Consider the following 25250-nt stretch of genomic DNA (forward strand, 5'->3'; position numbering starts at 1 on the left):
TGTCAGACACCCATCACCTCTCTACCACACTAAAGCCCCACCACCCAAACCAAAAAAACGCACCTCCTAAGGGGAGATGCGTTCATTCACAGCTTTCTCAACATCAAGACCAGTTCGCTCCAGATAAGACGATTTCGATTCAATCAATGTATTATACACATCACTCACACCGTACTCTGTCTCGGCCCAGGCCTTCTGATTCTTATATAAATCAACCAACGTTAATAACTGATAGTCATTACCTTCAAACGTATGATCCTCATTCACTTGATACCAGACGTCATCCTCATGCTCGCCTTCTTCACGAATCCACTCTGTGCCAATCATTTCAATCGCCTGACGAATCGAGTAGGCCAGGTTCAAATACTTCTCATCACCCGTCCGCTCATACGCCTTCAGCAAATAATCGGACTCACCCAGTGCGTGATTGAGCGATGCGTGAGGGACTTCCTCTTTGCCAGGTCCATCATAGTCCCCAACAAGAAAGGCATCGTCTCCAAAGGAAATCGTATTACCATCATCAGCCTGTGCGACAAGGTAATCCGCGTACTTCACGCTTTCTGACTGAAGAGACTCAATACCAAGCCCGTCTGCTGCATTCATTAAGAATAAAGCAAGCTTTTCATTATGACGCGTATCTGTATAAGGAGCGTGAATGCCGTAAGCTTTTTTTACCCACGTACTCGTATACTCCGTCTTCCAAAGCTCTGTTTCTTTCTCAGCGCGATACGCTTCAATCGTTGTCACCGCATTAAGCGAAATGCTTTCAAAGAAACGCTCACCCGTTGCCTCATACCGTGATAAAGCATCCTGGTGAGGTAGGGTTCCGATCACGCGGCCGTAGCCCATTTTTGTACCCGGTTCAATCGACCATGGCACCTTCTGATACACACCAGCCGGCGTCAGCCACTTCTTCGCCCAGCGGTAATCGACAGCCATATCCTCGGCCCAAGCAGTCGCCTTTTCTATAGAAGAGAAGAGGGGATCGCCTGAGCGCATCAGCCAGCTTTCGGCTAGTTGGTCACCACTCGCTTCAAGTGTCTGTCTCAACCGTTCGTCCTCAACTTCGTAAGGGTTGGTTTCCTCATCTAACTCTCGTACAACGCTCGTTTTACCAGATTCATAGGTTTTCGTTAAAACCGTAGAAGTGTAACGCTGACCAAGCCAGACCGAGCTGCCATCAGCGAGCGTCCCGTATCCGACTGGAATCGTCGTCGGGTCGACTCCAACGGTTGAATCATGCTTATGCTCAATCGCTGAACCGATGTCGTCAAAAGAAGTTAACTCCATCTCACCTGAGAGGGGATACTCAATCGTAACCGTGTGAGTGTCATCACCTTTATTTTCAAAAGAAGAAAAATGAAGTTCATCGCCGTTACGGAGCGTCCGGTCTGTGATAGAAACCTCACCGATGTGCTCGTTGCCCGCGTACACTTCATAGGAATAGACGACGTCACGGGCGGCGACCCATTCATGTTTCTCTGTATCCTGTTCCATAAACTGAAGACCATCACCGAAGATGTGGGCGATCGTTTCTTCTTCGCCCACTGTCACTTCTTTCATCCCGTCGACTGGTTCAGGGGAGAAAATGACCCATAAACCGGCAACTGCGGCTAATGTAATCAGTCCGGCTAAGATTCGCCACCGTTTCATCGTCTAACCCTCCTTATCCTTGTTTCATACTCTTACGATCTTTCACTAAGCGCATCATCTGCCTGAAGCCTTCACGGTAGAACACATAAAGGCCAATCACATAAAAGACAATCCCGATCGGAACGAGAATAACGAGCTCCCATAGAGCGTAGAGCGACTCAATATCTGTCAACGTCTGAATCAGATAAATCGGCAACGCCATGATAATCGTCGGAATCAGCACTTTAAAGAAGAGTGCCGGAATCTGCATAAGCTCGCTCTTGTCGTAATCCTGATACACCGCATAAGTAACGGCTGAGACGTAATACACCGCGACTACAGAACTTGATAAAGCAAGTCCCGGGTAGCCCATCGGCTGAATAAAGGCGTAGTTTAACACCGCGTTTAAAATAATCGTGGTGGAACTGATGCTTAATAGTTTCTTCGTTTTCTCCTGCGCGTACAGTCCTTTTACCCCAATGACAAGGAGACCCTGCGTTAAGATAATCGGAATATAGAGCTGAAGAACGTAGTACGTATTCGCTGTGTCTTCTGGTGTGAACTTACCACCTTCATAAATGAAGGAAATTGCAGCTTTACCCACTAAGAACGTACCGACCGCGATCGGCAACAGCGTCATCATCCCAATTTGATACCCCATATAAAGGGTGTTTTTAAACTTTTCCTTCTGTTGAGCCTGTTCTGACAGGAGTGTAAAGATAATCGCAACAATCGTCGTTGTGAAAATCGTACTCGGAATACTCATCAGTAAGGATGCATTGTTTAAATACGTCGTGGCCCCTGTATCAATACGGGCTGCGAACATTTTGTTGACGAACACGTTAATATGGCCAACAGAAGAGTGGAGAAGGGCGGGTGCTAACAAGATTAAAAAGTTACGCCCGAACTCTTCATCAAACTTCAGGCTCGGCATCCATTTAAATCCGCCTCGCTTCAAGGAAACGAACTGAATGACAACACCGAGGAACGTACCAAACACAAATCCGTACGCCATACTGTAAATGCCCCAAAGATCTGCGAACAGAACAAGGAACACAGTCGCCATAAGCGTACCCATAATCTTTGAGATCTGAGTCGGAACGAAAATACGGCGCGCCTGCAGGTACGATTCGAGTACACCACTTAAGGCAATGACGACCATAAAGATGAAGAACACTTGCGTGAGCTCAATCGTAATTTCTAGCGTTAACGCCGACCGGTCTCCGTACAGAAATGGAACGATGTAAGGAGCGAGGAAATACGCTGCCACCGATCCAACGAGGAAAAAGATCGTCGTGTAGTTTAAAATGCTGTTGGCATTTCGTTCGGCTTTCTCTACATCTGCTTTACGATGCTTGACGTAATGGGGGAGGAAGACGGAATTAAATCCGTTCGCAATCAGCGCTAAGATTAGCGTGACAAAAGTAAAGGAAAGCAAGAAGCCATCGGTGCTTTCGCTTACACCAAATTCTCTGGCCATCATGCTCTCCCTTACAAACCCAAGTAGTTTCAACAAAATCGATAGCATCGTAATCCAGATTGCGGTTTTCTTTAATCCAGACATGTTGAATACCTTCTTCTTTCTTCATATACTTGTTTTTCAACGAGTAGGGACCCACTTTTATAAGCGGGAAGAGGGGAGGGGGAGTCACTCGCTTTCCATGGACGAACGGCCGAGCCTCCTCGCTTCGCTGTGGGGTCTCGGTTGTCCGTTTTTCCATAGGAGTCTCGCCCATCTCCCTCCCCCAACATAATTAGGAGAACGAATCCCTCGGTAAAAGGGGGCGCATATAGCAGAAAGAAAAACCCTTCAACTACAGGAAACCCTTTAAAACCTTGAACTTGAAAAACATCTATTTAATAAACGTGCTGCAATACATTTTCGTAAATACTAGCATAGGATGTGGCCGCTGATACGTGAGAATATTCTTGTTCGATCAGGAGGCGGGCCTGTAGGGCCATGCGTTCGCCGAATGTGGGTGTTGAAAGTATGCGCTCCACGGCTTGGGCCAGGGCCGTTATGTCTTTTTCTGGGACGAGTAGGCCGTTTTCTTCGTGATCGACAATTTCTTTTAGGCCACCTACGGCTGAGGCGATAACGGGTACGCCACTGCCCATGGCTTCTAATGCTGAGATCGACGTTGCTTCTTCGACGCCTTCTGAGTGAACGGATGGAACCATCGTGATATCGCTCATAGCGTAGTAATCCTTCATCACCTCGTGAGGGATGTCTCCTAGGAAGTGGACAGAGGATTCTGTGCCGTTTGCTTTTGCTTCGTCTCGGACGGCTTGTTCCTCTTCACCGCTGCCGGCGTAGATGAGCTTGGCCTCCGGGAATGATTGTTGAATAAGCGACAGGGCCTTCGTAGGATAGATCACACCGTTTTTCTTCGTTAAGCGGCGGGGGATGAAGATGAGTTTATCTTCTTCCTTGAAGCCGAACTTCTTGCGGAACTCTTGTTTCCGGTCCGTTTGAGGGCGGAACTGGTCCACGTCGATGAAGTTGTGCACGCGAATGCCATCCACACCAGCAAGGTCACGGACGTAGTTTCGAATGCGGTAGTCGACCGTAATGACTTGGCGCGTCTTCTTGTAGGCCTCTGTTTCCTTCTCCTGTAAGACCTTCGCTTCCTCACTGTCCGACTTAATCGATCCGCGGCTAATCGCCTCAAATGTCATATAGCCGTGCACGGTCGTAACGGTATTCACACCCGCCTCTAAAGAGGCAAACGTTGCATAGATATCCTGAGCGTTCACAAGATCGTAGGGCTTTTGATCATGCTGCTTTTTAATCATGTCTTTCAGCATATTCTGGCGTAATTTATGCCCAAGCAAAATACCCTTCCCAGGGACCATGCGATTCATAAAGAAACTGGGTCCTTTTGCGAAGAATTGTTGTTTGTAATAGGGCAGGTCACTAAAGGACAAAATCTCAACGTCATGTCCTAAAGCCTCAAGCCCCGATTTTAAAGTTGTCATATGGGTTGATAGCCCACCTGTGTGGGGGTAATTGAATACCGTTGCCAATAAAATTCTCATAATGTTCCTCCGAGTATACCAAAATCTCGAGTTGATTTATGTACAAAGTAAAAATGTATAGGGTTACGAGATAAGCTAAAATTTCACATATGACCATTGTAAGCCATACAACTATAAATGAAAATCCCCGCGACTCGAGGGAGAAGCATCCGTTACTTTACGAAATGCTTCTTCATAAGCTCGAGGTTTTGAAGGGCTTGTTCCCGAAGTGCGGCTCGCTCTTGATCAAGCTCATCACTTAGAGCATCATGATTCTCTAGGATCTGTGCCACTTTCGGATAAAGGTCATCCGCCGTGAACTCTTCAAGCGTTGTGGAATAGTCCCACATGCCTGTTCGTTTCGCGAGACTCTCAACCTTTTTATCATAGCTAATCCCTGCGTATGGAACAGAAGCAAGCGTTGCAAAGATCAGCGCGTGCAGGCGCATGCCGATGACTGTATCGCAATGTTTCATAAACTGTAAGTATTGGTTCGGTGTGAAATCCGTGCCTAAGACGTACGTTTTGTCGCCGTGTTCCATGTGCCCTTGAATCGTACGGGACACAGAGGCATCGTGTTCGCCTTCCATCGGAATAAAAACAGGCGTGACGCCGTGCTCCTTGATCAAACGATCGACCAAGAGCGCCATCTCTTTCTGATAGCGGGTTTCCTCGAACCAGGGGCGTACGCTGATGCCGACTAGAGAATCATCCCGTTTAATAGGAAGAGATTCAACACAAGCATCGTCGTCACGGCCCTGATAGGCGAATACGATATCTGCGGTCACCACCGTCTTTGGACGGGTGACTTTCAGATCATGAAGGTAGTTCTTGGAATAATCATCGCGCACCGTAATAAAATCTGCCAAGTTCCCGAACATTCTCATAAGAAGCTTCCCATATTTGCTTGTGACGGGGCCGACTCCTTGAGAGAAGAACATTACTTTCGTGCCACACAATTTCGCTAATAGCACAATAAGTAAATAATATGGAAGAGGTCCGAAAATAATACGAGTAGGATATGTATCTTGAAGTAAGCCGCCGCCACCACTTAGGAGAAGGTCAGCTTCACGAAGTGCTCGTACCTTCTTCTTAAAATCATGACGCCAGCCTCGATATATGCTGGTAACTGAATGTTTAGATGCGGTTTCGTCAGGGGAAAGGGAAAAAACAGTGAGGTCAGGCTCATCGAGCGATGATCGTAAGTTATCAATCATACTATCAAGAATCGCTTCGTCTCCTGTATTTCCTAGCCCATAAAACCCTGAAATAACAATCTTCATAAGTTATCTTTCCAATCCTTTACTGCTACAAACTCAATTTCATAGTAGCACCTTTTGTCAGAAAATGAAATAAAGATTCGAAATTCAGACGGAAATAACTATTCGCAAGGGTTGGAATTCTTTGCTATACTCTAATCAAATATTAAAGGAGAAAGAAGAGATCGTTATGACAAAAATTTGTGTAGTCGGCCTAGGCTATATCGGCCTTCCAACGTCAGCTGTTTTCGCAAAAGCTGGCTACGATGTAGTAGGCGTTGATGTAAATAAGAAAGTAGTAGATACGCTAAACGAAGGAAACATTCACATAGAAGAACCAGGATTGCCTGAAGTTGTGAAAGAAGCGGTTGAATCCGGTCGATTAACAGCCTCAACAGAAGTCCAGAAAGCGGATGTCTTCATTATTGCAGTGCCAACACCTGTCTATGAAGACAAAACGGCGAATACGGACTATGTGGCACAGGCAACAGAATCGATTCTGCCTGTCCTTGAGAAAGGCAACACAATCATCGTTGAGTCAACGATCCCACCGAGAACGATTGATGACGTCGTCGCTCCGGTTCTTCGTGATGCAGGATGGGACCTTGAAGGCAACGACCTTTACGTATCCCACTGCCCGGAACGTGTGATTCCAGGTAAGATCATGGAAGAATTAATCCATAACACACGCGTCGTTGGTGGCTTAACACCAGAAGGCGCGAAGAAAGCAGCGGACGTGTACCGTCTTGTTGTAAAAGGAGACATCCACGAAACAACAGCTGTTACAGCGGAAATGTCGAAGTTAATGGAAAACACATTCCGTGACGTAAACATTGCCCTAGCCAATGAACTAGCTAAAGTATCCGACAAGCTTGATGTGAACGCGCATGAAGTCATTAATTTTGCCAACATGCACCCACGTGTTAACATCCTGCAGCCAGGACCAGGTGTAGGCGGACACTGTATCGCCGTTGACCCTTACTTCATTATTGAAAAGGCTGAAGAAGTGACACCACTGATGCAGACGTCTCGTCAAATAAATGATTCTATGCCTTCATTTGTTGTTGAGAAGATCGAAACGTTAACGGAGAATATCGACAATCCAAAAGTAGCCGTATTCGGCCTATCTTATAAAGCGAACGTAGACGATGTACGTGAAAGCCCAGCTGTCACGATTACAAAGCGTCTTCAAACGCATCAAAAAGGCTTCCAGGTTGCAGCACACGATCCATTCGTGAAGCAGGAGATGACAGACATCCCGTTACACAGCGTAGAAGAAGCATTAAAAGATGCGGATGCAGCGCTTATCCTGGCTGATCACCGTCAGTTTAAAGAAATGGACCCGAGCCTCTTCGCTCAATACATGAAGACACCTGTTGTTCTTGATACACGTAACTGCGTGCCGGACCACGAGGGAATGACCCTTTACCAGATCGGTCACTTAACAGGCCTTAAGCCAATAAACTAAGAGGGATACATCAATGAAAAATGAACAATACATGGGAGTAGAAGTCTCCCCATTATCATATGAAGAGATCACTCAGCAATTAAAGACCCGCGTGCAGCGACTTGAGCAATCCACGATTATTGCCGTGAACCCGGAGAAGATCATGAAGGCGCAGGAAGATGCGACCCTTCGTGATCTCATCAACGGTTCAACGTTCCAGATCCCAGACGGAGTAGGGGTGCTTCTTGCATCCCGCCTAAGCGGTGGACAAGTTCGCTCCCGCGTCACTGGCGTCGATATGATGGACCACCTTCTGAAGCTCTCGGCGAAAGAAGGCTACAGCGTCTTCTTTTATGGGGCAAAAGAAGAAGTCGTCACAAAAGCGATCGACAACATTCAAGAGAAGTATCCAGCGCTTAAAGTTGCCGGACATGCAAATGGCTATGTACAGGATCAGGAAGCCCTAATCCAGCAAATCCAGGAATCGAAAGCAGACGTCATGTTTATCGCCCTCGGTTCTCCGAAGCAAGAGCTTTGGATTCGTGAGAACAAAGACCGCCTGCCGGTGAAAGTGTTCCAGGGTGTTGGCGGAAGCTTTGATGTCTATGCCGGGCATGTAAAACGAGCACCGGCGCCGTTTCGTAAAGTCGGAATGGAATGGTTCTACCGCTTAGCCACAGATCCGAAACGATTCAAACGCCAGCTCGCCTTACCGAAATTCCTCTGGAAGATCGTAACGAAGAAATAAAAGCGAGGCTTGGCAAGCGGTCAAGCCTCTTTGCACTTTTAGTAAAGGATGACACTTATGCCAATCAGAACGTACCAACCCGGCGATGAACCAAAGATTCAGGGGCTGTTCACCAAAGTATTCGGAAAAGAACGCTCCCTCTCCGTATGGGAGTGGAAGTTCTTACAGCATCCGAACGACTTTAATCCGTGGATTCTAGTCTTTGAAGAAGAGGAAGCGATTCTTGGTCACATTTCTCTCTGGATCGGGGATGCATGGATTGAAGGGAAGCGTCGCACCGTCGGCCTCCGTATTGATACGATGGTCGATCCTGACGCACGAGGGAAAGGTATATATAAGAAGTTAAACGAGAAACTACTACAACACGCAAATGATCAGGGCATCGACTTCTTGTACGGTTTCCCTGCTGAAAAGGCGAAGGAGCTCTTCCTCCGCTATACAGGGGCAGCTCATATGACAGACATGCCGAGATACGTCCTGATGCAGCGACCAGTCGCGCTTCTATCAAGCAAGATCGCTCCCCTGAAGCTGCTTACCCCACTTGATGGGGTCATCTCGAAATGGCAAACGCGTAAAATCAAACCCCATAACGGCACGATCCAAGACGTTACAGCGTTTGATCACACGTTTGATGAACTAGCTGAAGCCACAAGACATCAGGCAAAAGCACAGCTCGTTAGGGATGCAGACTACTTAAACTGGCGCTATAAGAAGCACCCAGAGAAGACGTACCACACATTCGCCTACTATAAAGATGACACCTTAAGGGGTTATCTTACGTATTCCATACAGGACCAGGGCTCTTATAAGAACGGCTTCATCGTCGACTGGTTGGCGAGAGAAGAACAGGATTGGGACGTTCTTCTTCAGGAAGCGGCTGTTCGGTTAAAACAAGTCGACGTCATTCAGACATGGTCGCTTACGACGAGCCCCTCTGCCCAAACGCTTTTGAAACACGGCTTTATCCATAAAGACAGCCCGATGCCTCTAGTCGGGAAGGATATTGCAGACGATACGGCCCACCTTCAACAGCCTGAAGCGTGGTACATTACCCCGGGAGACATAGATTCGTTCTAGGTTAAAGGAGATTACATTTATGAAGCGAAAGATTTTACAATCAATCTCACCCATCATCCATCCCATTACAGACCTTGTATTGGAACGCTATTATAAAGGTCAGCTCAACACCGCGCCTCTAGAGGAGGAGCGTGTCTTGCTGCTTGCGCCACACGTCGATGATGAAACAATCGGCGCCGGGGGCACATTGCGCCAGCATATCGAAGCAGGGGCTGAAGCGACGGTAATCTTCTTAACAAACGGAGCCGGAAGCGTCTCTGAATTAGGTCAATCCGAACTAATCGAGCGCCGCCGCAATGAAGCGTACAACGTCAAGGAACTCCTTGGGCTTCACGACGTTCGTTTCTTCGACGAACCAGACGGCGAGCTAGCGAGTACCGACTCCCTGCAGCAGCGACTGAAGCAGGTGATTGAAGAAGTGCAGCCTGACGTTGTGTACGCTCCGGTCTTCGTAGATTGCCATAGCGATCATATTGAAACGGGTCATCTCCTCAGGGATGCGCTTGATCAAACGAAGCGCGATCCTTTGGTGAGACTCTATGAAATCAATACAGCTCTTCCGAAAGAGGAGATTAACTGTGTGGTGGATATTACGAAGAGCTTTGATCTGAAGACGCGAGCGGTGGAGATCTTTGAATCCCAGCGAATTGACTTTGATGGTTTCTTAGCTCTGTCTCGCTATAAAGCTCAGCTCGTTGAGAACACGAAAGTCGAAGCAGTCGAGACGTTTTTACAGCTTGATCATGAAACATTTAAGAAACGCTTTGATGCCGTGTATGGCAAGTACGCCTACAGCGAGCACTTCAAGCAAGTGAACAAAGCATCCACGCTTTTATATGCTATATTCAAAAATTTAAGTTTCAAACAGCGCGTGTATAAGGAAAGTAATGGAGGGGGTTCATCATGAGAGTCGTTCATTTAATCTCCGGCGGGGAAACGGGCGGATCGAAGAACCACCTCATTACATTGCTTTCTCAGTTCCGGAAGCAAGAAGTCTCTCTCCTTGTTATGCAAAAAGGAGTGCTTTATGACGAGGCGATTCAAAAGGGAATCGATGTGCACCTGCTCGACCAGAGCTCACGCTACGATTTCCGAATCATCAGTAAGCTGAAGCGGTTCCTGAAAGACGGAGGCTATGACCTTTTACATACACACGGACCACGCGCGAATCTGTACGGGGCCTTGATCAAACGTTCGACCAATATCCCGTGGATTACAACCATTCATAGTGATCCGAAGCTTGATTTCTTAAAGGGCGGAATCAAGGGGAAGATCTTCACGAAAATCAATCTGTGGGCGATCAACCGGATTGATCATTTTTTTGCGGTCTCCGAACGTTTCAAAGAAGACCTCATCTCACTAGGCATCCCAGCTGACAAAATCACGACCGTTTATAACGGCATCGATTTCTCAAAGGGGTCCTATGCAAAAGGCACCCTCACACGTGAAGACTTGAACGTAAATGAGGACGACTTCGTCACCGCCATGGTCGCCCGTCTCCACCCGATCAAAGGACACGAAGAAGTCTTCGGGGCCGTCAAAGCCTTAAACAACCCTTCCTTCAAACTCCTCCTTATCGGCGGAGGACCAGAAGAAGAAGCGTTAAAGAAACGCGTCAAGGAACTAGAAATTGAGAATCAAGTTCAGTTCCTAGGCTTCAGAAGCGATGTACCTGACCTTTACCAAATCTCAGACGTCGGACTACTCGCTTCCTATAGCGAAAGCTTCCCACTAGCTCTTCTTGAAGCAGGCAGGGAAGACACCCCCGTCATTGCAACAGACGTCGGAGGTGTTCAGCACATGGTGAAAGACTATGGCTGGGTCGTGCCGATTAAAGATTCAGGAGCCCTAAAGAACGCTTTCGCTGAAGCGATTGAAAGGAAACAACAGGGGGAACTAGCCGACCTGGGCCGAAAGTTCCATACCTATGCCTCAACCAACTTCTCACTAGAGCAGCTTGCTGAGGCAACGAAAAAGATGTATAAAAAATTTCTAGAAGCGTGAAACTTTTAGAGTAAGGGCTCGTCTATTTCGTCTGGATGAACCCTTCTCTTTTTTGCACGCGCTCTAAGTAAGACGTAAAGAAAGCTCTGTTATGTTGTGAGGGATAGGGGCCGTTATGTTTGATGAGAGGATTGGGTGTCTGGGGAACGACTCGCTTTCCACGGGCGAGCTGTCGAGCCTCCTCGTTCGCTAGCGCTCTCTGTGGGGTCTCGTCGACCTCTTTCTCCCGTAGGAGTCTCCCCGTTCCCCAGACACCCCTGCCTTTTGTTTTTGCGAACGGCCCTGCTGCTTAAGCGGGAATTTTGTGGAAACGCCTTTTATGGCATGTTTCCGTTTGATCCATATAAAGAAGAGGTGGTTCGGGAAATCGCGAGACTCCTGCGGCAGTAGGAGCCTAGGGGAGACCCCGGAGGGAGCGAATGCGACTGAGGAGGCTCCCCAGCTAGCCGCGGAAAGCGAGTGATTTCACGGACCACCTTACGCCAAACTAAAGCTAACGGAAACATCCGCAATACCTACGGTCTTCCACCATTACTTTAAAAATAAAAAACACAAAGCTTAAACAGAGCCAAATAGAAAAAGAGGAGTGTACCAACACATGGCACAGAAACATTCATTAACATTTTACCTGGTGCTCTTGCACCTGATCATCATGCCACTTGTTCCATTGAAAGTGTATCTGGGACCCATTCCGGTCTCAGCGGAAGTTGTACTTATCCCGTTGCTGACAGTGGTTGCTGCTTATGAATTAAAAACCAAGCGCATCACACTAAATAGCGATCTTTCGATGAAAACCTTTATGGCCTTATTCGGCTTATTCTTTATCATCCAGGTTATATCATTAACACAAGCTGAATCCCTGTTCCCAGGTATTAAAGAAATCATTCGCTACGTATCTTACGTTGTTCTATTCTACATCGTAACGAAGGTAAGCTTCTCGAGAAACGAATTCAAAACGATGGGAATTACATTAGCAAGTGTTCTAGCCGTTATTGGGGTATGGGGCATTCTGTCTTACGCCTTCCAATGGAACCTGAATACAGCTGGTCTTTATGCTCTTGAAGAAGCGCACGGTCGTGTTATGTCTACGATGGTGAACCCGAACTACTGGGCCGGATTTATTAACTTTATCTTGCCAATTCTCTTACTTATTGCTGTAGCTTATTTTAAAGATCGGAAAATGCAGCTTGCATTCTTCGCTTTGTTTGCTGTCTACGTGATTAACCAAATCTTCACTTATACACGTTCGGCATGGATGATTATGGCGATGGCGATTCTATTTACGTCACTTCTTGTGCCAAAACGGTTCTATAAGAAGCTATTTACGATTCATATGATTATCGCAACGATTATTCTAGGTGTCATTGTCTACAACCTCCCAGACGTACAGGACCGCACAAAGTCAGCGATCTATGTGGTACAGTCCTTAATCCCTTCCTCAGAAGCCCCGGTAGAAGGCGAACCTGGGGACGAGGAGACAGAAGAAGAAAAACGCCAGAAAAGTTACGGAGATAAAACCGCTGTTTCAAGGGTAACCCTTTGGAAGACAGGATATTTCATGTACAGAGACTATCCAATCCTTGGTGTTGGTATTGGTAACTATGACGTTCGTTACAAAGAATATGTCACAAGGTATCCAAGTCTTGATTTTGGACATGATCAGTACTCGGTACACAATTCCTATCTGAAAGTCGCTTCTGAGACAGGGACGATTGGTCTCTTAAGTTTCTTAGCGATCTATATTTACTATTACATCTTTATAGGGAAACAATTTATCCGAAACCGTGAAGATCTATTGAAGAAACTATTGCTTGTGGGTCTATTTGTGGGAAGTGGAACATTTGCAGGGCAGAATCTCGCGAATAACTTGATCTTTATACCTCAAGTTAACGTACTGTTCTGGCTGATCTCAGGGCTCATTTTCAATTATGTGCATAGAAAAAGAGACCTGGCATAGATATAGTGATTGTGGTGTAAATTTTATGTAATTTAGTGGTGGATATTTCTTGTAATTATCTAAATTACCATGATATACTAGGAAACGTTATTGTAAGAAAAGTTGTAATAATTGCACGAGGAATTCTATTACATTCTTCGTCAATTTGTAACAAATCTACCTATCTTTGAAATAAAATAGACAAAATGTGTATTTATTAGTTGAAAAAAGAAATAGATTTGTTAGAATTACAATGTGAGTATTTCCATGTAAACCAATTTTCACCTCAAAAAGTATTATGTGGGTTGGAAAAGTTTACACAAACAATGTGAAAAAGGGTTCTTGTTGGATGGGACTCTCATCCCAGGAACCTGATATATAAATATGTACTAGGTACATAAAGGGAGGAAAAACTTTAATGGCATTTCAACCAAAGTCTTATCGCAAGTTCATGGTTGCATCTGCATCTGCAGCTTTAGTAGGTTCTGCAGTAGCGCCAGCAGTAGCATCAGCAGCTGCAGCTGACGATTTCACAGATGTTGATCAGGACACTCGTCACTATGAAGAAATTAACGCACTATACGAAGAAGGTGTTTTCACTGGTTATGGAGATGGTACATTCGGACCAGAAGAAAGCCTGAAGCGTAGTGAAGCAGCTGAAATGATCTTCGCCGCTCGTGGCTTAGAAGCAGCTGACAAATTTACTGCAACTTTTGAGGACGTTCCTCCACGTATCGAAAACGAAATTCAAGCACTTTACGATGCTGAAATTTTCGATGGTTATTCTGAAGTTGAGTTTGGCTCAGACATGAAGCTAAACCGCGCAGAAATGGCTAAAATCGTAATTGAAGCTTTCGAACTTAAACCTGAATCTGAGGACAAGTACGAAGATGCTCCATTTACAGATCTTGAAGAAACAAAACTTTACCCTTACATCAATGCTGTATATGAGTTAGATATCGCTGATGGTTTCCCAGACGGTGAATTCAAACCACATGATGAAATCAAACGTGGCGACTTCGCTAAAATGCTTTACAATGCATGGATGATCTGGAAAGACAACCAAGGACCTGACTACTCAATGCTTTCTGAAGTAGGAAACATTGCTTCTCCACTTCCAGGAGTATTCGCAGTAGAAATTCCTCTTGATAACCTTGACGGTGCTACAGCTGAAACAGTTGTAACTCTTGACGTTGATGGTGAAACAGTAGAACTTGAATACGATGCAGAGCGCGACGCTTTCCGTAATATTCAAGTATCTGGTTTCGAAAAAGAAGAACTTGAAGGCGCATGGGTTGTTTATGAGAAAGAAGAGCCAGGCGAAGTTAAAGAATTAGGTTCTGTAACTGAACTTAACGGTAAAGTAGCTGCTCCACTTCCAGGCGTAATGGCTGTAGAAGTAAGTCTAGATGAGCTAGATGGCGAAACTGCTGACAGCACAATCGCACTTTGGATCGACGGTGAAGAAGTAGAACTTAGCTACGACGATGGCCGTGATTCTTTCCGTAACATCCAGATCTCTGGTTATTCTGAAGCTCAGCTTAAAGAAGCTACTGTAGTTTCTAAGCCATAAAGGGTGAATTCGATGAAGCATCTAACAAAGTGGGTGGCCGCATCAGCACTTACATCAGCCGTTGTTATCGCTCCAGCTATTCACTCGACAGTTGATGCCGCAGAATCCAATATCGAACATTTAGTTTATTCTTTTGACGGAGATACGTTCCTCGTTTCGTACGAGCAGTTCACAAACGCCTTGATCGACCAGGACGGTGGATTGTACGACTTCGTTTCAAATGAACAGCCTACAATTGAAGCTGTAGGTCTAGATAGTGACGCTTACGTGAAATATGAACCGTTTGTAACGGCTGTTTTTGACCAGCCTGATGAGAATCCATTGGCACTATTGGACAATCTATCAAACGACTCTAGCAATACGCTTGACGGTAGTGTTGTAGATTCATATGAACTCGTCACAAACTTTGACAATGGCCTTCCAAACCCAGACGGTGAACAACCAGAACCAGTGGTACCGGAAGTCATTTCAATAGATTAATAAAGATATAAAAAACTTTCTTAAAGATTAAGAGGAGGAACTTTCATAATGAAAAAGAGCCAATTTAAAGTTATGTCATCAGCGGCTTTAGCAACAGCATTAGCAGTACCAGCAGTAGCCGGTGTTGCACCACAAACAGTTGACGCAGCAGAAACAGCTGTTGACAATCTTGTAGTAGAGAAAAACGGTGAAGTTAGCGTAATTACTTACGAAGAGTTCGTAAACATGCTTCTAGATGGTGAAGAAGCAGGTACAATCAAAGCAGTTAGCTCTGACGAAGTATACTACACTTACGAAGCACTTGTAGACGCTACTTTAGATAACCCAGATAGCGATCTTTCTGAAATCATCGACATGCTTGCTGATGATGAAGACGCTATGGTATCGGACGACATGCTTGCTGAGTGGGGTCTTGGTGTTAACCTTGATGTTGAATCGGTAAGTGCGATTAACAATACTACTGTAGAAGTGAAATTCGTTGAGCCAGTAAGCGATGTAGACGCAATTGACTTCTCAATTGAAGGTCTTACAATCGAAAACGCAGTTGTAAAACAAACTGACGATCGCGTTGTATACCTAACTACGGAAGCTCACGAAGCTGGTCAAGAATACACAGTTATGGCAGACGACGAAGTTCTAGGTTCATTCGAAACTGTTTCAGCTGTAGTACCTGATGCAATCGACTTTGTTTCAGAATCTAAACAGTCTGTAGTTGGTAAAGAGGTTACTCTTAAAGCTGATGTTGGCGTAAAAGAAGCAGGAATCCCTGTAACATTCAACGTTGACGCTCCAACAGACAGCCTTAACGAAGACCACAAATTCGAAGTTTACACAAACGAAGACGGTATTGCTGAATACTCTTACACTCAATACAACGATGGTGTAGATAACGTAGCGGTTTACCCTACAACTGCTCCAGCAGTTCGTGACAACGCTAAAGTTTACTGGGGTGTTGATAACATCCTTACAGTATCTGAAGACGAAGCTGACAGCACACTAGCGAACGGTGAAGAGAAAACTTACACAGTTAAGTATCTTGATCCTGAAACTGGAGAGCCTGTATCAAACGAAGAACTTAACGTTACGTTCCTTGAGAATGTAAATGTTAAACCTTCTGACGTAACAAATGCAGTAGTTGGAGATCCAAGCTACGGAAACGTTGCTACTCCTTACCAAACAACTGATGGAGAAGAAAATGGCGTTATCGTTGAAACAGATGCTAACGGTGAAGCTACATTCTCTGTAAGTGGTACAAACACTTCTGTTACACCAGTTGTATTCCTTAACTCTGACCGCGACGACTTAGACCAAGCTCGTTGGGATGCTACTGAGCTTCAAGCTATTGCTAGTAAAGTAACATTCTCTGGCGCACAAGAAACTAATGAATTCACTGTTGAAGGCGAAGACCTTACAGCTTCATTAAACCTTGTTAGTGACGAAGACGAAGCAGCAGCGGGTTATGACAATGGTCGTAAGTACTCTGTTACAGTAACTGACGAAGATGGCGAAGCTTACGATGGTGGAATTGTAAACGTAGCGCTTCAAGAAGATATTGACGATCTTCGTTCTACAAACACGGATGCTGACATTAAAACAGTAGATAGTGATGACTTACTAGGTACAATCCTAAATGGTCGTAACGATGCTGAAATTCAGTTGAAGTTAAATGATGAAGGTAAAGCAGAATTCGTTGTATACGGTGAAGACGATGAAGTTGCTACTCCAATCGTTTGGATCGACCAAAACAACGCTCAAAACACTCAATCTGGTGTATTAGAGTCAGGTGAACCACGCCTAATTGCTGAAACTACAAACTTCGAACAAGAACGTGTAGTTGGCGCTATCCTAGGAGTAGATGGTAAAGACGGTACAGATGTAACTCTTGAAAATGCTCCTCTAAACGTTACATTCAATCCAGTTAACCAAAGTGGTATGACTCTTAATGACGTACCATATGACGTAACTTACGTTGTAAGAAATACTGGTAGCGAACCAGTAAGCGTTGATGGTTATGGTTATGAAGACGGTGAAGGCGATGCTATTGCATATGGCACAACTATCGAAGTTGGTGGATCTTTAACACTTAACAAAAACATCGCATCTGGCAAAGATACATTTAGTATCACTGGCGCCGAAGGTGCTTCTGTATCCGTACGTGCAACAGGGGTAACTGAAGATGACTTCTCAAGCGATAACCGTGAAGAGAACCTACGTCTAGTTCCTGCTCAAGTAATTGAAGCTGACTTTGCTGGTGAGCCAGAAACTACTTTATTCACTGGTACAGTAATGAACCTTGACGAAGATGCTAACACATTCGAGTTAAATATTAATGGTGATGTTGAATCATTCGATTACACTGATGGAGTTCTATTTACAACAGATTCTGAGAGTTCTGTTTCTGAAGCGTACTTTGAGCAGCAACTTTCTGAGGGGGATACAGTAACTTATCGTAAAGATGGTGACCGTAAAGAGTTTGAGATTGTTAGCAATACTGATCCAGTTGATTCAACAATTCCAACAATGTTATCAGCAAATGCTACAGACAACCAAACACTTGAAGTTACTTTCGATGAAACTGTAACTTCGTCAGCAACTGCAGCGAATTTAGCAAGCCAGTTTTCTGTAGACGAAGATGATGATACTACAACAGCAGATGTCAACAATGCTACATCGGCTTCAATTAGTGGAAACACTGTAACATTAACATTCCCAGCAGGTACTTTTGCTAGTTCTGACATTGGTGAAGTTACTTATAGAGAAGGAAGTGTTTCTCCTCTTGAGGACTTAGCAGGTAATGATGTTGCAACGCCTTCTACAATTGATGATTCATCAACTACATTAAGTTTCGGGGCTTCCCTTGGCTCTACTAATGATACTACTGTAGGTACAGAAGGTTCTGCAGAATCACTAACAAACCAAATTACAGCAGGAGCAAGTGCTAACTCTTCTAACTTCTCAGTAACTGTAACAAATGATAATGGTCCAGTTGGTAGCACTACAGTTCCAAATATTGTGACAGGTGATTCTCCATCTGTTGTTGCTAACAAAGTTGCTGATGCAATCAATGCTGACGCTACACTTAGCCCTTTATATACTGCAACAACTAATAATGATACAGTTGTGTTGACACAGGATGAGGGTAACTATTCAAACGAGTCTACATTTACTCTAACTAGCACAGATCCAGATAGTACTGGGGTAACCTTTGCTGGCTCTAATGAGCTTGCTGATGGTGTAGATCCTGTTGCGGGAGTATTTAATACAGAAGTACTTCAAGGCAACCTTACAGGTACTAATCAATCTATTACTGCTCAAGTAACAAATACTGATGGGTTTGACCAATCCGTAAATGTTACATTATTAGCCACGGACGAGACAGTAGCAGAGGTTAGAGACCGTATTATCGCTTCTTTGAATGCTAATCCAACAGTTTCTACTCGTTATACTGCTGATGCAAATGGAAATGACGTTAGACTTACTGAGGTAGCAGGAACAGAATCTGATGCAACAGTAGAATTAACTATTCAATAAAAGTTACTATTACTGACCTGTAGACAAAATTGTCTACAGGTCATTTTTCTAAATGGACACATAAACAATAAATTTAAAATGTCCTGAACGTAAGGAGTGAACTATGTGCAAATGCCTTTAATTAACTCATTAAATAGGTCTTCAAGTTTTACATATAACCATAAACTAAAAGACCCAAAAAACTGGTCCTCAACAATGGAAACAGCTAAAAGAGCTATAAACCCCTTACACGATCTAAATAAACATCAAAACTCTCTAATCGCATCCGCCATCAACTCAAACGATTGGTCTACATACGATAACTTCCAAGCCAAACAACACCCGGCCTGGTACGATCTTAAAGGCGGTGTACTAACGGAGAACAAAACTTATTGGGGTAATTTAATTGAGTCTCGTATGAGCGCTCTTAAGGAAGCAAAGGCAGAAGGAGATCAGGATGCTGTAGAGTCATGGAAAGAGCGTGTAAATGAGTCTATAGAAGAGTTTAAACAAGCTCCAGGGGTGACCCCTTATGTGCTAGGCTTAAATAGCAATGCAGGCCATGCAGCGGAGTATGGGGTGGAAGAACCAACCAATGAATGGTTCGACAGTAAATGGAACAATCCAACTGTAGCTAGTGACGGTAGGTTTGAACAAAATGAATGGTACGCAAATCCATATATGAAAGAAAATCCGGACCTTGCTCAGAAGGCTATCGCAGCAGCGAAAGCTTACCGTGAACCTGAGATCGCTAAAGTAGCAACCTCAATCGAAAAGGAAATGAACGCTTATTACGCAAAAGAGGGCATTACGCAAGATATTGCTGTTAAGGATAAGCAGGTTAATGTAAAACAAACAACGCCTGTGCAGAAGGCTGAGACATCTCAACCAACTAGTAAATCCTCCGCTTATTTAGAGGAGAGCCTTCAAAACTCTTTAATTAGAAACACATTCGCTTCTGTGAGTCAAATGAGCGCTGATATGGTTCAAGCCTTATATAAAAGAGCTTAGCATTTTAGAATAACCAGAAGCGTTTTGGAGGGCGCAGCCACTTCACGAGATAAAGACTCTAAATTGCATAAAAAACCGCATGGATTAGAATCCATGCGGTTTAGTATAAAGTTAATTATTCAGCAACAACTTTAACAGTTTCAGAAGCGCCGCTATCATAAGTTAGAGTTACGTTAAACTCTTCACCAGCAGATAGAGAAGCATCTGTTACAGTAGCGTTAGTTAAACCGTTGTTGTTAATGTTGATTTCACCTTTAACCGGTGTGATTGTTACGCTTGGTGCAGCAGCAGTTGTTGAGTCAGGGAATGTCACAGCACCTGTAGTTGCATTAGCTAGAACGTCCACCCCGTACTGGTCTGTAACAATTACGTTGTAGTCACTAGGATTACCCGTTGTAAGTTGTGCAACATTGAAATCATTACCATCAGCATCAATATCGTAGGCAACAGAAGAAACTGAATCAGCATTTAGAGCAGTGTCTTCAGTTACTTTTAAGCTGTCTACTTCTGGAGTTTCTTTAGAGAAAGTAACATTTTGTGTGAATTGTTCACCTGTTGCATTAATTGTTACTGTCATTGGAAGCTCTTTAGTAGTAGCATCTGTAGCATAACTAATTGACATTCCGTTAGCATCAATCGTTCCGTCTGCAACGTCTGATGAAAGTGCAGAGTTCGTAGATTTAGCAGTGAAATCAGTTCCGGCTGTAAGTTGTACTTTACTACCGTCATTTAATACACCGTATACTTTAACGTCTTCATCATAAGCGTCAGCATCAGTTTGTCCAGCACCGTTTTCGTCATATACAGTACCTACTGCTTCAACACTGTAAGACTCGTACTCAGTACCGTCTGTTACGCGAAGTGTAGATTCAGCAGCACTTCCTTGAATAACACCGTTAGTATCTTCAAGTTGCATTGTAAGTTCTTCTTCACCATTGGTAGTACCAGCTGTAACTGTAACAGATTCACCAGAAGCTGTAATTTCATTATCTCCAGCTACATCAGAGATGCTTACGATAGAGCTTGATTCGTCTTCTGTTACTACAATTTTGTTAGCAGCATCTGCATCTAACCAAGCATCTAGCGTATCCTCATCCATTGTGCGACCGTATTGATCTTGAACGTTTAGGTCAGCAGTTGTAATAGTTGTAGTTGCAGAAGCTTTTAATGTTTTGCTGAAATCGGAATTTAGGCCAGTAATCACAACTGGTTCAGCCGTTTCACGGACATTTAATGTTGTAGTGTTTACTTTGTTACTAGATGTAACAGCAACTACTGCTACAGCACCTGTAGTAGATAATTCGCTAGCAGGAACTTCAACGTAGATATCGCCATCTTTTTCTACAAATGGATTTGCAAGAGTGGTGTTACCTACAGTCACGTCTACACCTTTTACAGAGTCATTTAAGATATCAACATCTGCAACAAGGTTACCTTCTTTATCTAGAACCTGAGCAGGTAGTAGTGCTTTTTCACCAGCAACAACTAAAGCAGGTTGACTTATTGCAACTTCGTTTGTACGTGTGGCTTCAGAAACTTCAACTTTTACAGAAGCACTATCACCAGTTGTTTTAGAGATAAGCGTTAGAGTGCTAGTACCTACTTTAACGCCGCCTGCTGGAGCATTAACTTTAAGCGCTGGTACATCTTCGCCATCAATTTCAACTGTAGTGAAGTTAGACGCAAAGTCTACTACTGTTGTGTTCGTTTCATTAATTAAGATGTCACTGTTTAATTGAGAAACATTTGTGATTGCATTACCATATTGGTCTTCTACTTGTACTGGTAGATAGAATTCATCACTAGATAAATCAGTGTCTTCATTTAACGCTTTACCATCTTCATTGTAAAGAGAACCGATTTCTACATCAGCTGCTTTAGCTTGAGAGCTAACAGTTAATGTTTGAGTAGCAGTTGTAGCTGTACCACCATGTACAATAGTAAGAGTAACCTTGTCATCTTGCTCGTACGAGCCGTCAAGGTTGATTTGGCTGTTTACAGAGTCTACAGTTGCTGAACCAGTGCTAGCTGTAGCTGTTACAGCAGTGTATTTTGTAATGTCTTCACCATACTGGTTGTATACTTTGTAACCAACAGTAGCGTCGTCTACAAGCGCGTCTGCATCAGAACCATCAGTTAATGGTGCTACCTCAGAAAGAATTTCAATAGAATCTACCATTTCGTCCTTAACTTCTACAGAACCAGTTAGCACTTCATCAGTAACACCAGAAACGTTAACTGTATAAGTTCCTGCTGTTAGCTTAGAACCTAGTTCAATAGTAGCTTCTGTCATATCTTCATTGAAATCAACAGAAGAGATGCTAGCAGTTACAGCACCTTTTTTAACGGAAAGATTAGCTTTTGTCTCATCAACAGGCTTGTTAAATGTAACGTGTAAGCTTTTAGAAGATTTAGCTGAAACGTCTTCAACTTGAGGTTCAGGGGAGTAGTCATCAACTGTTACAGTATATTCTTCGTCTTCATATGTAACAGTTACTTCGTTTTCAACATCTGGAGTTAACTCATCGACAGTAAACTCTTCTGTAACGCCGTTAGAGAAGGTAACTTCGATTGTTGTTGCGTTAATCGCACTTAACCTCAGTAACACAACAACAACATTTTCAAAAAATAAAAGTTGTTGAGGCCTTGCGTGAGAAGGGATTGAAGAGGGAATGTTACTCTTACCTAAGGTGTTGCTGGATCATGGTTCAATACATATTGCTTAATTGCATTTTCGAGTAAAGTCTCTGGATTTACGCTTGTCTCTTCTGCAAAGTTGTGGATAAGTTCATAGATCGAAGAACGTACTGGGACTTTATACTCATTTTGGTTTGTTTGTTCAATGTTTGTACTAGAAGGGGTGGGTTGTACAGGTTGTACACCCTGGGCCTCTTGTGGATAAGTTAATAAATTTTTCAGTCCATCTAAGTTTTCATTTAAGAATTCGAAGACGGGATAAAACTTTTCTAAGCCACTACCGTCATTTTGGCCTGAGTGATATCGAATATTTGTAAATGACGGGATTTGTTCTAAGAGCTTTTCGATGAACGTCGATTCTTTCCGAGTACTTAACGTATAATTGTTTTGCTCCGCATTCCAGTAATAATGCTTGGAGCGCATGTAGGCACCTAGATCGCGGTGATTTTTAAATTGGAACTGACGAGCCACCACTCGTATATCCCGTGCCCGCTGCAGGGCTATAATAATATCTTCCGCTCGATCATCGTGCTCAGGTGCATTTTTTTGAACATCTTCTTCTATATGTATGTCAGATGCCTGTTCTTCTTCCTTTGGAAAATAGGTTCCCTCATCTGGATCCCACCGATATCCTTGTCGTCTCATAAACATATCAATCGATTTCCACGTTTTCATTTTATATTTCAGCGCAATGTCTTCGCGCGTTTTTCCTTGTGATAGTAATTGCAGGATACTTTGTACACGTTCCTGTGTTTTATTGCGTTTCTTTTCTGACATAATTCTCTGAGTTGTCCTCCTAACGTTATAGTTGATTCACAGCTTCTTGTAAATTCTTCATATCCGAGTGCATGTAAACGGAAGTGGTTCGAACATCGGCGTGCCCGAGTAATTTACTGATATTCGCAGTATTCACATTTTTCGCAACAAGATGACTGGCGAAGGTGTGACGAAGTATGTGTGCGGTCACGGTTTTTTCCCATTTTAACTTCTGTGACGTCTCGGCTAGTACATAATTAATGTAAGACGGGGAAAGTTTCCCTGTCTTCTTCGTAGCGAAAAAGTATTCGGATGGAGTAGGCTGTCTCCATTCATCAAGATACTCCACTAAGTAAGGCTTCAACTTCTTACTAATCGGTACAACACGATCTTTATTTCCTTTACCGGCGATCACATGAATCAAATTCCCCTTAAGATCGACATCGGCAATCTTAAGATTCGTACATTCTGATACACGAAGACCTGTGTTGGCCATGACTCGACAGGCCAGTTCTACCAGTGGGTGTTCAATAGATCCTAATAATTTTGTTAACTCTTTCTGCGTTAAGAATGTGCGCTCTTTCGTTTCCTTCCTTAAGGCTTCAACAGCCATAGCCGGATCCTGGGCGACGTGTCCCTTCTTATATAAATAGCGGCAAAATGATCGAATTGAGTGCAGATGACGATTAATACTTGCAGGCTTATATCCCTTCTCCTCACGAAGCATCCTCATATAGAATTCAATATCGGTTTCGCTTAGTTCTTCCACATAGAATGGACAATTATACAAGTTTGTCAAAAATTGATCGAACATCGTTAAATCCATCAAATAGCCTCGAATCGTTTCCTCACTTCGGCTTTTATCAACGAGACTTTGCTGAAAGAGTTGAACAGCATTCGACAATAACATGGTTCCACCTCCCTTAATTGGATTTTTTTATCATGGAAATAAAAATCATTGTAAATTTTACCTTGAAATGAATAGGACTTCAATACCAATTTCCGAAAATGGTCATCTGTGGAATGAAAGGAAAACTAATGAAAGTAGCTAGGACTAAGGATGTGGGTGTAAAAAATATTTTTTCCTTAATTTATGGAAAACATGCATATTAAAAGAAGGAAAACCTTATTTTATCCCTTTTTCTTTGTGTCTGAACAAAAAATAAATATGAGCGAAAAGTCTTACTCTTTACTCGTTTAAAAGAGATGCTTTTAAGGAATATAAAGGAAGTGCATTCATTCACTAACGAATTTTTGGGTGTTTACATAGAAAGGCAGAAATATCCATTCTTTAGCCCCATTGCTAGAAACTCTTGCCATGTTATACTAGATTTTAGTGAATGTACCAATATTAATATGAAAATAGGAGGAGTTCGCATTGTTTAAGAAATTTTTGACTCCAATGCTTTTAGCCCTAGTGCTCGTAGTAGCCGGATGCAGCTCTGATGAAGCAGGTAATGAGAAAGACCCAGACAAGGATAAAGCTGAAACGACGGAGAACGATCAAACGTCTGAAGATAAAGATGATCAGAAATCCGACGAAAAAGACAGTGAATCATCTGAACGAGAGAAAGAAGGAACAAAAGGAAGCGACGGTTCTGATTCTAAAGATGATTCAAGTAAAGAAGATGGCAAAGAAGAGGGAGAATCTAGCAAAGATAGCTCCTCTGATAAAGAGAAAGATTCTGACAGTGATTCTTCTAAAGACTCAAGCGAGAAAGACTCTGAATCTGGCTCTGACTCTAACCAAACCGCAAGCGGCGGTGGCAGTGATGGAGGCGGCGAATCAGGCGGATCTGCTGCACCAAAAGAAAAAACGTATACATTTAAAGAAGTGAACGGAAACGCTGTTCAAGTTCTAACGGGTGTAAATGCAGTTGAGATTAAGCTAGCAGATATTAAAGGTGCTACTAAGAATAGTAAAGTTTCCATTAAAGCTAACGATAAGACGTTTGAGCTTACTTACAATAGTGATCGTAAAGCATTCCGTAATATAGAAATTATGGAAGCGGAAACGGAAGATCTTAAGAAATCTAAAGTTATTGTGCGAGGCTAACTCATTCAGGACCTGATCTATAATGGATCAGGTCTTTTTATGTGCG

At 43.6% G+C, this 25250-nt stretch carries 18 protein-coding genes; 11 read left to right on the forward strand and 7 right to left on the reverse strand.

What is annotated here, in order from left to right; genetic code table 11:
- Nucleotides 1-66: 66 nt before the first annotated feature.
- From LQ226_RS10085 to csaB, 4 genes are all read right to left on the reverse strand, one after another.
- Entirely contained in the window at nucleotides 67-1653 is a 1587-nt protein-coding gene (locus tag LQ226_RS10085) for a glycoside hydrolase family protein (RefSeq protein WP_231417768.1), read from the reverse strand.
- Between the two features lie 13 nt (nucleotides 1654-1666).
- Nucleotides 1667-3196, reverse strand: coding sequence for a murein biosynthesis integral membrane protein MurJ (murJ, locus tag LQ226_RS10090; RefSeq protein ID WP_231417769.1), 1530 nt, complete (start codon nucleotides 3194-3196; stop codon nucleotides 1667-1669).
- Between the two features lie 293 nt (nucleotides 3197-3489).
- Nucleotides 3490-4671, reverse strand: a complete 1182-nt coding sequence (locus LQ226_RS10095) for a glycosyltransferase family 4 protein (protein ID WP_231417770.1) — start codon at nucleotides 4669-4671, stop codon at nucleotides 3490-3492.
- A 152-nt stretch (nucleotides 4672-4823) separates the two neighbouring features.
- Nucleotides 4824-5933, reverse strand: coding sequence for a polysaccharide pyruvyl transferase CsaB (csaB, locus tag LQ226_RS10100; RefSeq protein ID WP_231417771.1), 1110 nt, complete (start codon nucleotides 5931-5933; stop codon nucleotides 4824-4826).
- A gap of 166 nt (nucleotides 5934-6099) precedes the next feature.
- Here csaB and LQ226_RS10105 point away from each other — a divergent pair, with 166 nt between their 5' ends.
- From LQ226_RS10105 to LQ226_RS10150, 10 genes are all read left to right on the forward strand, one after another.
- Nucleotides 6100-7377, forward strand: a complete 1278-nt coding sequence (locus LQ226_RS10105; protein ID WP_231417772.1) for a nucleotide sugar dehydrogenase — start codon at nucleotides 6100-6102, stop codon at nucleotides 7375-7377.
- Nucleotides 7378-7390: 13 nt separating this feature from the next.
- Complete coding sequence (locus tag LQ226_RS10110) at nucleotides 7391-8104, forward strand: WecB/TagA/CpsF family glycosyltransferase (protein ID WP_231417773.1); 714 nt, start codon at nucleotides 7391-7393, stop codon at nucleotides 8102-8104.
- A 57-nt stretch (nucleotides 8105-8161) separates the two neighbouring features.
- Nucleotides 8162-9181: a GNAT family N-acetyltransferase gene (locus LQ226_RS10115; protein WP_231417774.1), complete on the forward strand. Its 1020-nt coding sequence runs from the start codon at nucleotides 8162-8164 to the stop codon at nucleotides 9179-9181.
- 19 nt (nucleotides 9182-9200) lie between these two features.
- On the forward strand, nucleotides 9201-10088 hold the full coding sequence (locus tag LQ226_RS10120) for a PIG-L deacetylase family protein (protein ID WP_231417775.1): 888 nt from the start codon (nucleotides 9201-9203) through the stop codon (nucleotides 10086-10088).
- Nucleotides 10085-11185: a glycosyltransferase gene (locus tag LQ226_RS10125; protein WP_231417776.1), complete on the forward strand. Its 1101-nt coding sequence runs from the start codon at nucleotides 10085-10087 to the stop codon at nucleotides 11183-11185. Before LQ226_RS10120 ends, LQ226_RS10125 begins: the two co-directional genes overlap by 4 nt.
- A gap of 598 nt (nucleotides 11186-11783) precedes the next feature.
- On the forward strand, nucleotides 11784-13142 hold the full coding sequence (locus LQ226_RS10130; protein ID WP_231417777.1) for an O-antigen ligase family protein: 1359 nt from the start codon (nucleotides 11784-11786) through the stop codon (nucleotides 13140-13142).
- A 397-nt stretch (nucleotides 13143-13539) separates the two neighbouring features.
- The gene (locus LQ226_RS10135; RefSeq protein ID WP_231417778.1) at nucleotides 13540-14694 is read left to right on the forward strand and encodes an S-layer homology domain-containing protein; all 1155 of its coding nucleotides are present in this window, start codon (nucleotides 13540-13542) and stop codon (nucleotides 14692-14694) included.
- A gap of 12 nt (nucleotides 14695-14706) precedes the next feature.
- Nucleotides 14707-15174, forward strand: a complete 468-nt coding sequence (locus tag LQ226_RS10140) for a hypothetical protein (RefSeq protein WP_231417779.1) — start codon at nucleotides 14707-14709, stop codon at nucleotides 15172-15174.
- 48 nt (nucleotides 15175-15222) lie between these two features.
- A complete protein-coding gene (locus LQ226_RS10145; protein WP_231417780.1) occupies nucleotides 15223-18705 on the forward strand; it encodes an autotransporter outer membrane beta-barrel domain-containing protein in 3483 nt (1160 codons plus the stop codon).
- A gap of 105 nt (nucleotides 18706-18810) precedes the next feature.
- The gene (locus tag LQ226_RS10150) at nucleotides 18811-19695 is read left to right on the forward strand and encodes a hypothetical protein (protein ID WP_231417781.1); all 885 of its coding nucleotides are present in this window, start codon (nucleotides 18811-18813) and stop codon (nucleotides 19693-19695) included.
- 115 nt (nucleotides 19696-19810) lie between these two features.
- On the opposite strand, the gene LQ226_RS10155 is transcribed toward LQ226_RS10150, so the two are convergent.
- The 3 genes from LQ226_RS10155 to LQ226_RS10165 all read right to left on the reverse strand — a co-directional run bounded on the left by LQ226_RS10155 (nucleotide 19811) and on the right by LQ226_RS10165 (nucleotide 24058).
- The gene (locus LQ226_RS10155) at nucleotides 19811-22303 is read right to left on the reverse strand and encodes a hypothetical protein (protein WP_231417782.1); all 2493 of its coding nucleotides are present in this window, start codon (nucleotides 22301-22303) and stop codon (nucleotides 19811-19813) included.
- Between the two features lie 77 nt (nucleotides 22304-22380).
- Complete coding sequence (locus LQ226_RS10160; RefSeq protein ID WP_231417783.1) at nucleotides 22381-23067, reverse strand: hypothetical protein; 687 nt, start codon at nucleotides 23065-23067, stop codon at nucleotides 22381-22383.
- 127 nt (nucleotides 23068-23194) lie between these two features.
- A complete protein-coding gene (locus LQ226_RS10165; protein ID WP_231417784.1) occupies nucleotides 23195-24058 on the reverse strand; it encodes a tyrosine-type recombinase/integrase in 864 nt (287 codons plus the stop codon).
- A gap of 468 nt (nucleotides 24059-24526) precedes the next feature.
- Between LQ226_RS10165 and LQ226_RS10170 the strand changes: the two genes are divergently transcribed.
- Entirely contained in the window at nucleotides 24527-25204 is a 678-nt protein-coding gene (locus LQ226_RS10170) for a hypothetical protein (protein WP_231417785.1), read from the forward strand.
- Nucleotides 25205-25250 lie beyond the last annotated feature (46 nt).

Source organism: Pontibacillus sp. HN14 (genome assembly GCF_021129245.1).
In the GTDB taxonomy this organism is placed as follows: Bacteria; Bacillota; Bacilli; order Bacillales; family BH030062; genus Pontibacillus.

What these genes read in the sequence shown, in the direction of transcription:
- LQ226_RS10085 (WP_231417768.1), bottom strand. Translation starts at nt 1,653, where the DNA reads ATGAAACGGTGGCGAATCTTAGCCGGACTGATTACATTAGCCGCAGTT.
- murJ (WP_231417769.1), bottom strand. Translation starts at nt 3,196, where the DNA reads ATGTCTGGATTAAAGAAAACCGCAATCTGGATTACGATGCTATCGATT.
- LQ226_RS10095 (WP_231417770.1), bottom strand. Translation starts at nt 4,671, where the DNA reads ATGAGAATTTTATTGGCAACGGTATTCAATTACCCCCACACAGGTGGG.
- csaB (WP_231417771.1), bottom strand. Translation starts at nt 5,933, where the DNA reads ATGAAGATTGTTATTTCAGGGTTTTATGGGCTAGGAAATACAGGAGAC.
- LQ226_RS10105 (WP_231417772.1), top strand. Translation starts at nt 6,100, where the DNA reads ATGACAAAAATTTGTGTAGTCGGCCTAGGCTATATCGGCCTTCCAACG.
- LQ226_RS10110 (WP_231417773.1), top strand. Translation starts at nt 7,391, where the DNA reads ATGAAAAATGAACAATACATGGGAGTAGAAGTCTCCCCATTATCATAT.
- LQ226_RS10115 (WP_231417774.1), top strand. Translation starts at nt 8,162, where the DNA reads ATGCCAATCAGAACGTACCAACCCGGCGATGAACCAAAGATTCAGGGG.
- LQ226_RS10120 (WP_231417775.1), top strand. Translation starts at nt 9,201, where the DNA reads ATGAAGCGAAAGATTTTACAATCAATCTCACCCATCATCCATCCCATT.
- LQ226_RS10125 (WP_231417776.1), top strand. Translation starts at nt 10,085, where the DNA reads ATGAGAGTCGTTCATTTAATCTCCGGCGGGGAAACGGGCGGATCGAAG.
- LQ226_RS10130 (WP_231417777.1), top strand. Translation starts at nt 11,784, where the DNA reads ATGGCACAGAAACATTCATTAACATTTTACCTGGTGCTCTTGCACCTG.
- LQ226_RS10135 (WP_231417778.1), top strand. Translation starts at nt 13,540, where the DNA reads ATGGCATTTCAACCAAAGTCTTATCGCAAGTTCATGGTTGCATCTGCA.
- LQ226_RS10140 (WP_231417779.1), top strand. Translation starts at nt 14,707, where the DNA reads ATGAAGCATCTAACAAAGTGGGTGGCCGCATCAGCACTTACATCAGCC.
- LQ226_RS10145 (WP_231417780.1), top strand. Translation starts at nt 15,223, where the DNA reads ATGAAAAAGAGCCAATTTAAAGTTATGTCATCAGCGGCTTTAGCAACA.
- LQ226_RS10160 (WP_231417783.1), bottom strand. Translation starts at nt 23,067, where the DNA reads ATGAAAACGTGGAAATCGATTGATATGTTTATGAGACGACAAGGATAT.
- LQ226_RS10165 (WP_231417784.1), bottom strand. Translation starts at nt 24,058, where the DNA reads ATGTTATTGTCGAATGCTGTTCAACTCTTTCAGCAAAGTCTCGTTGAT.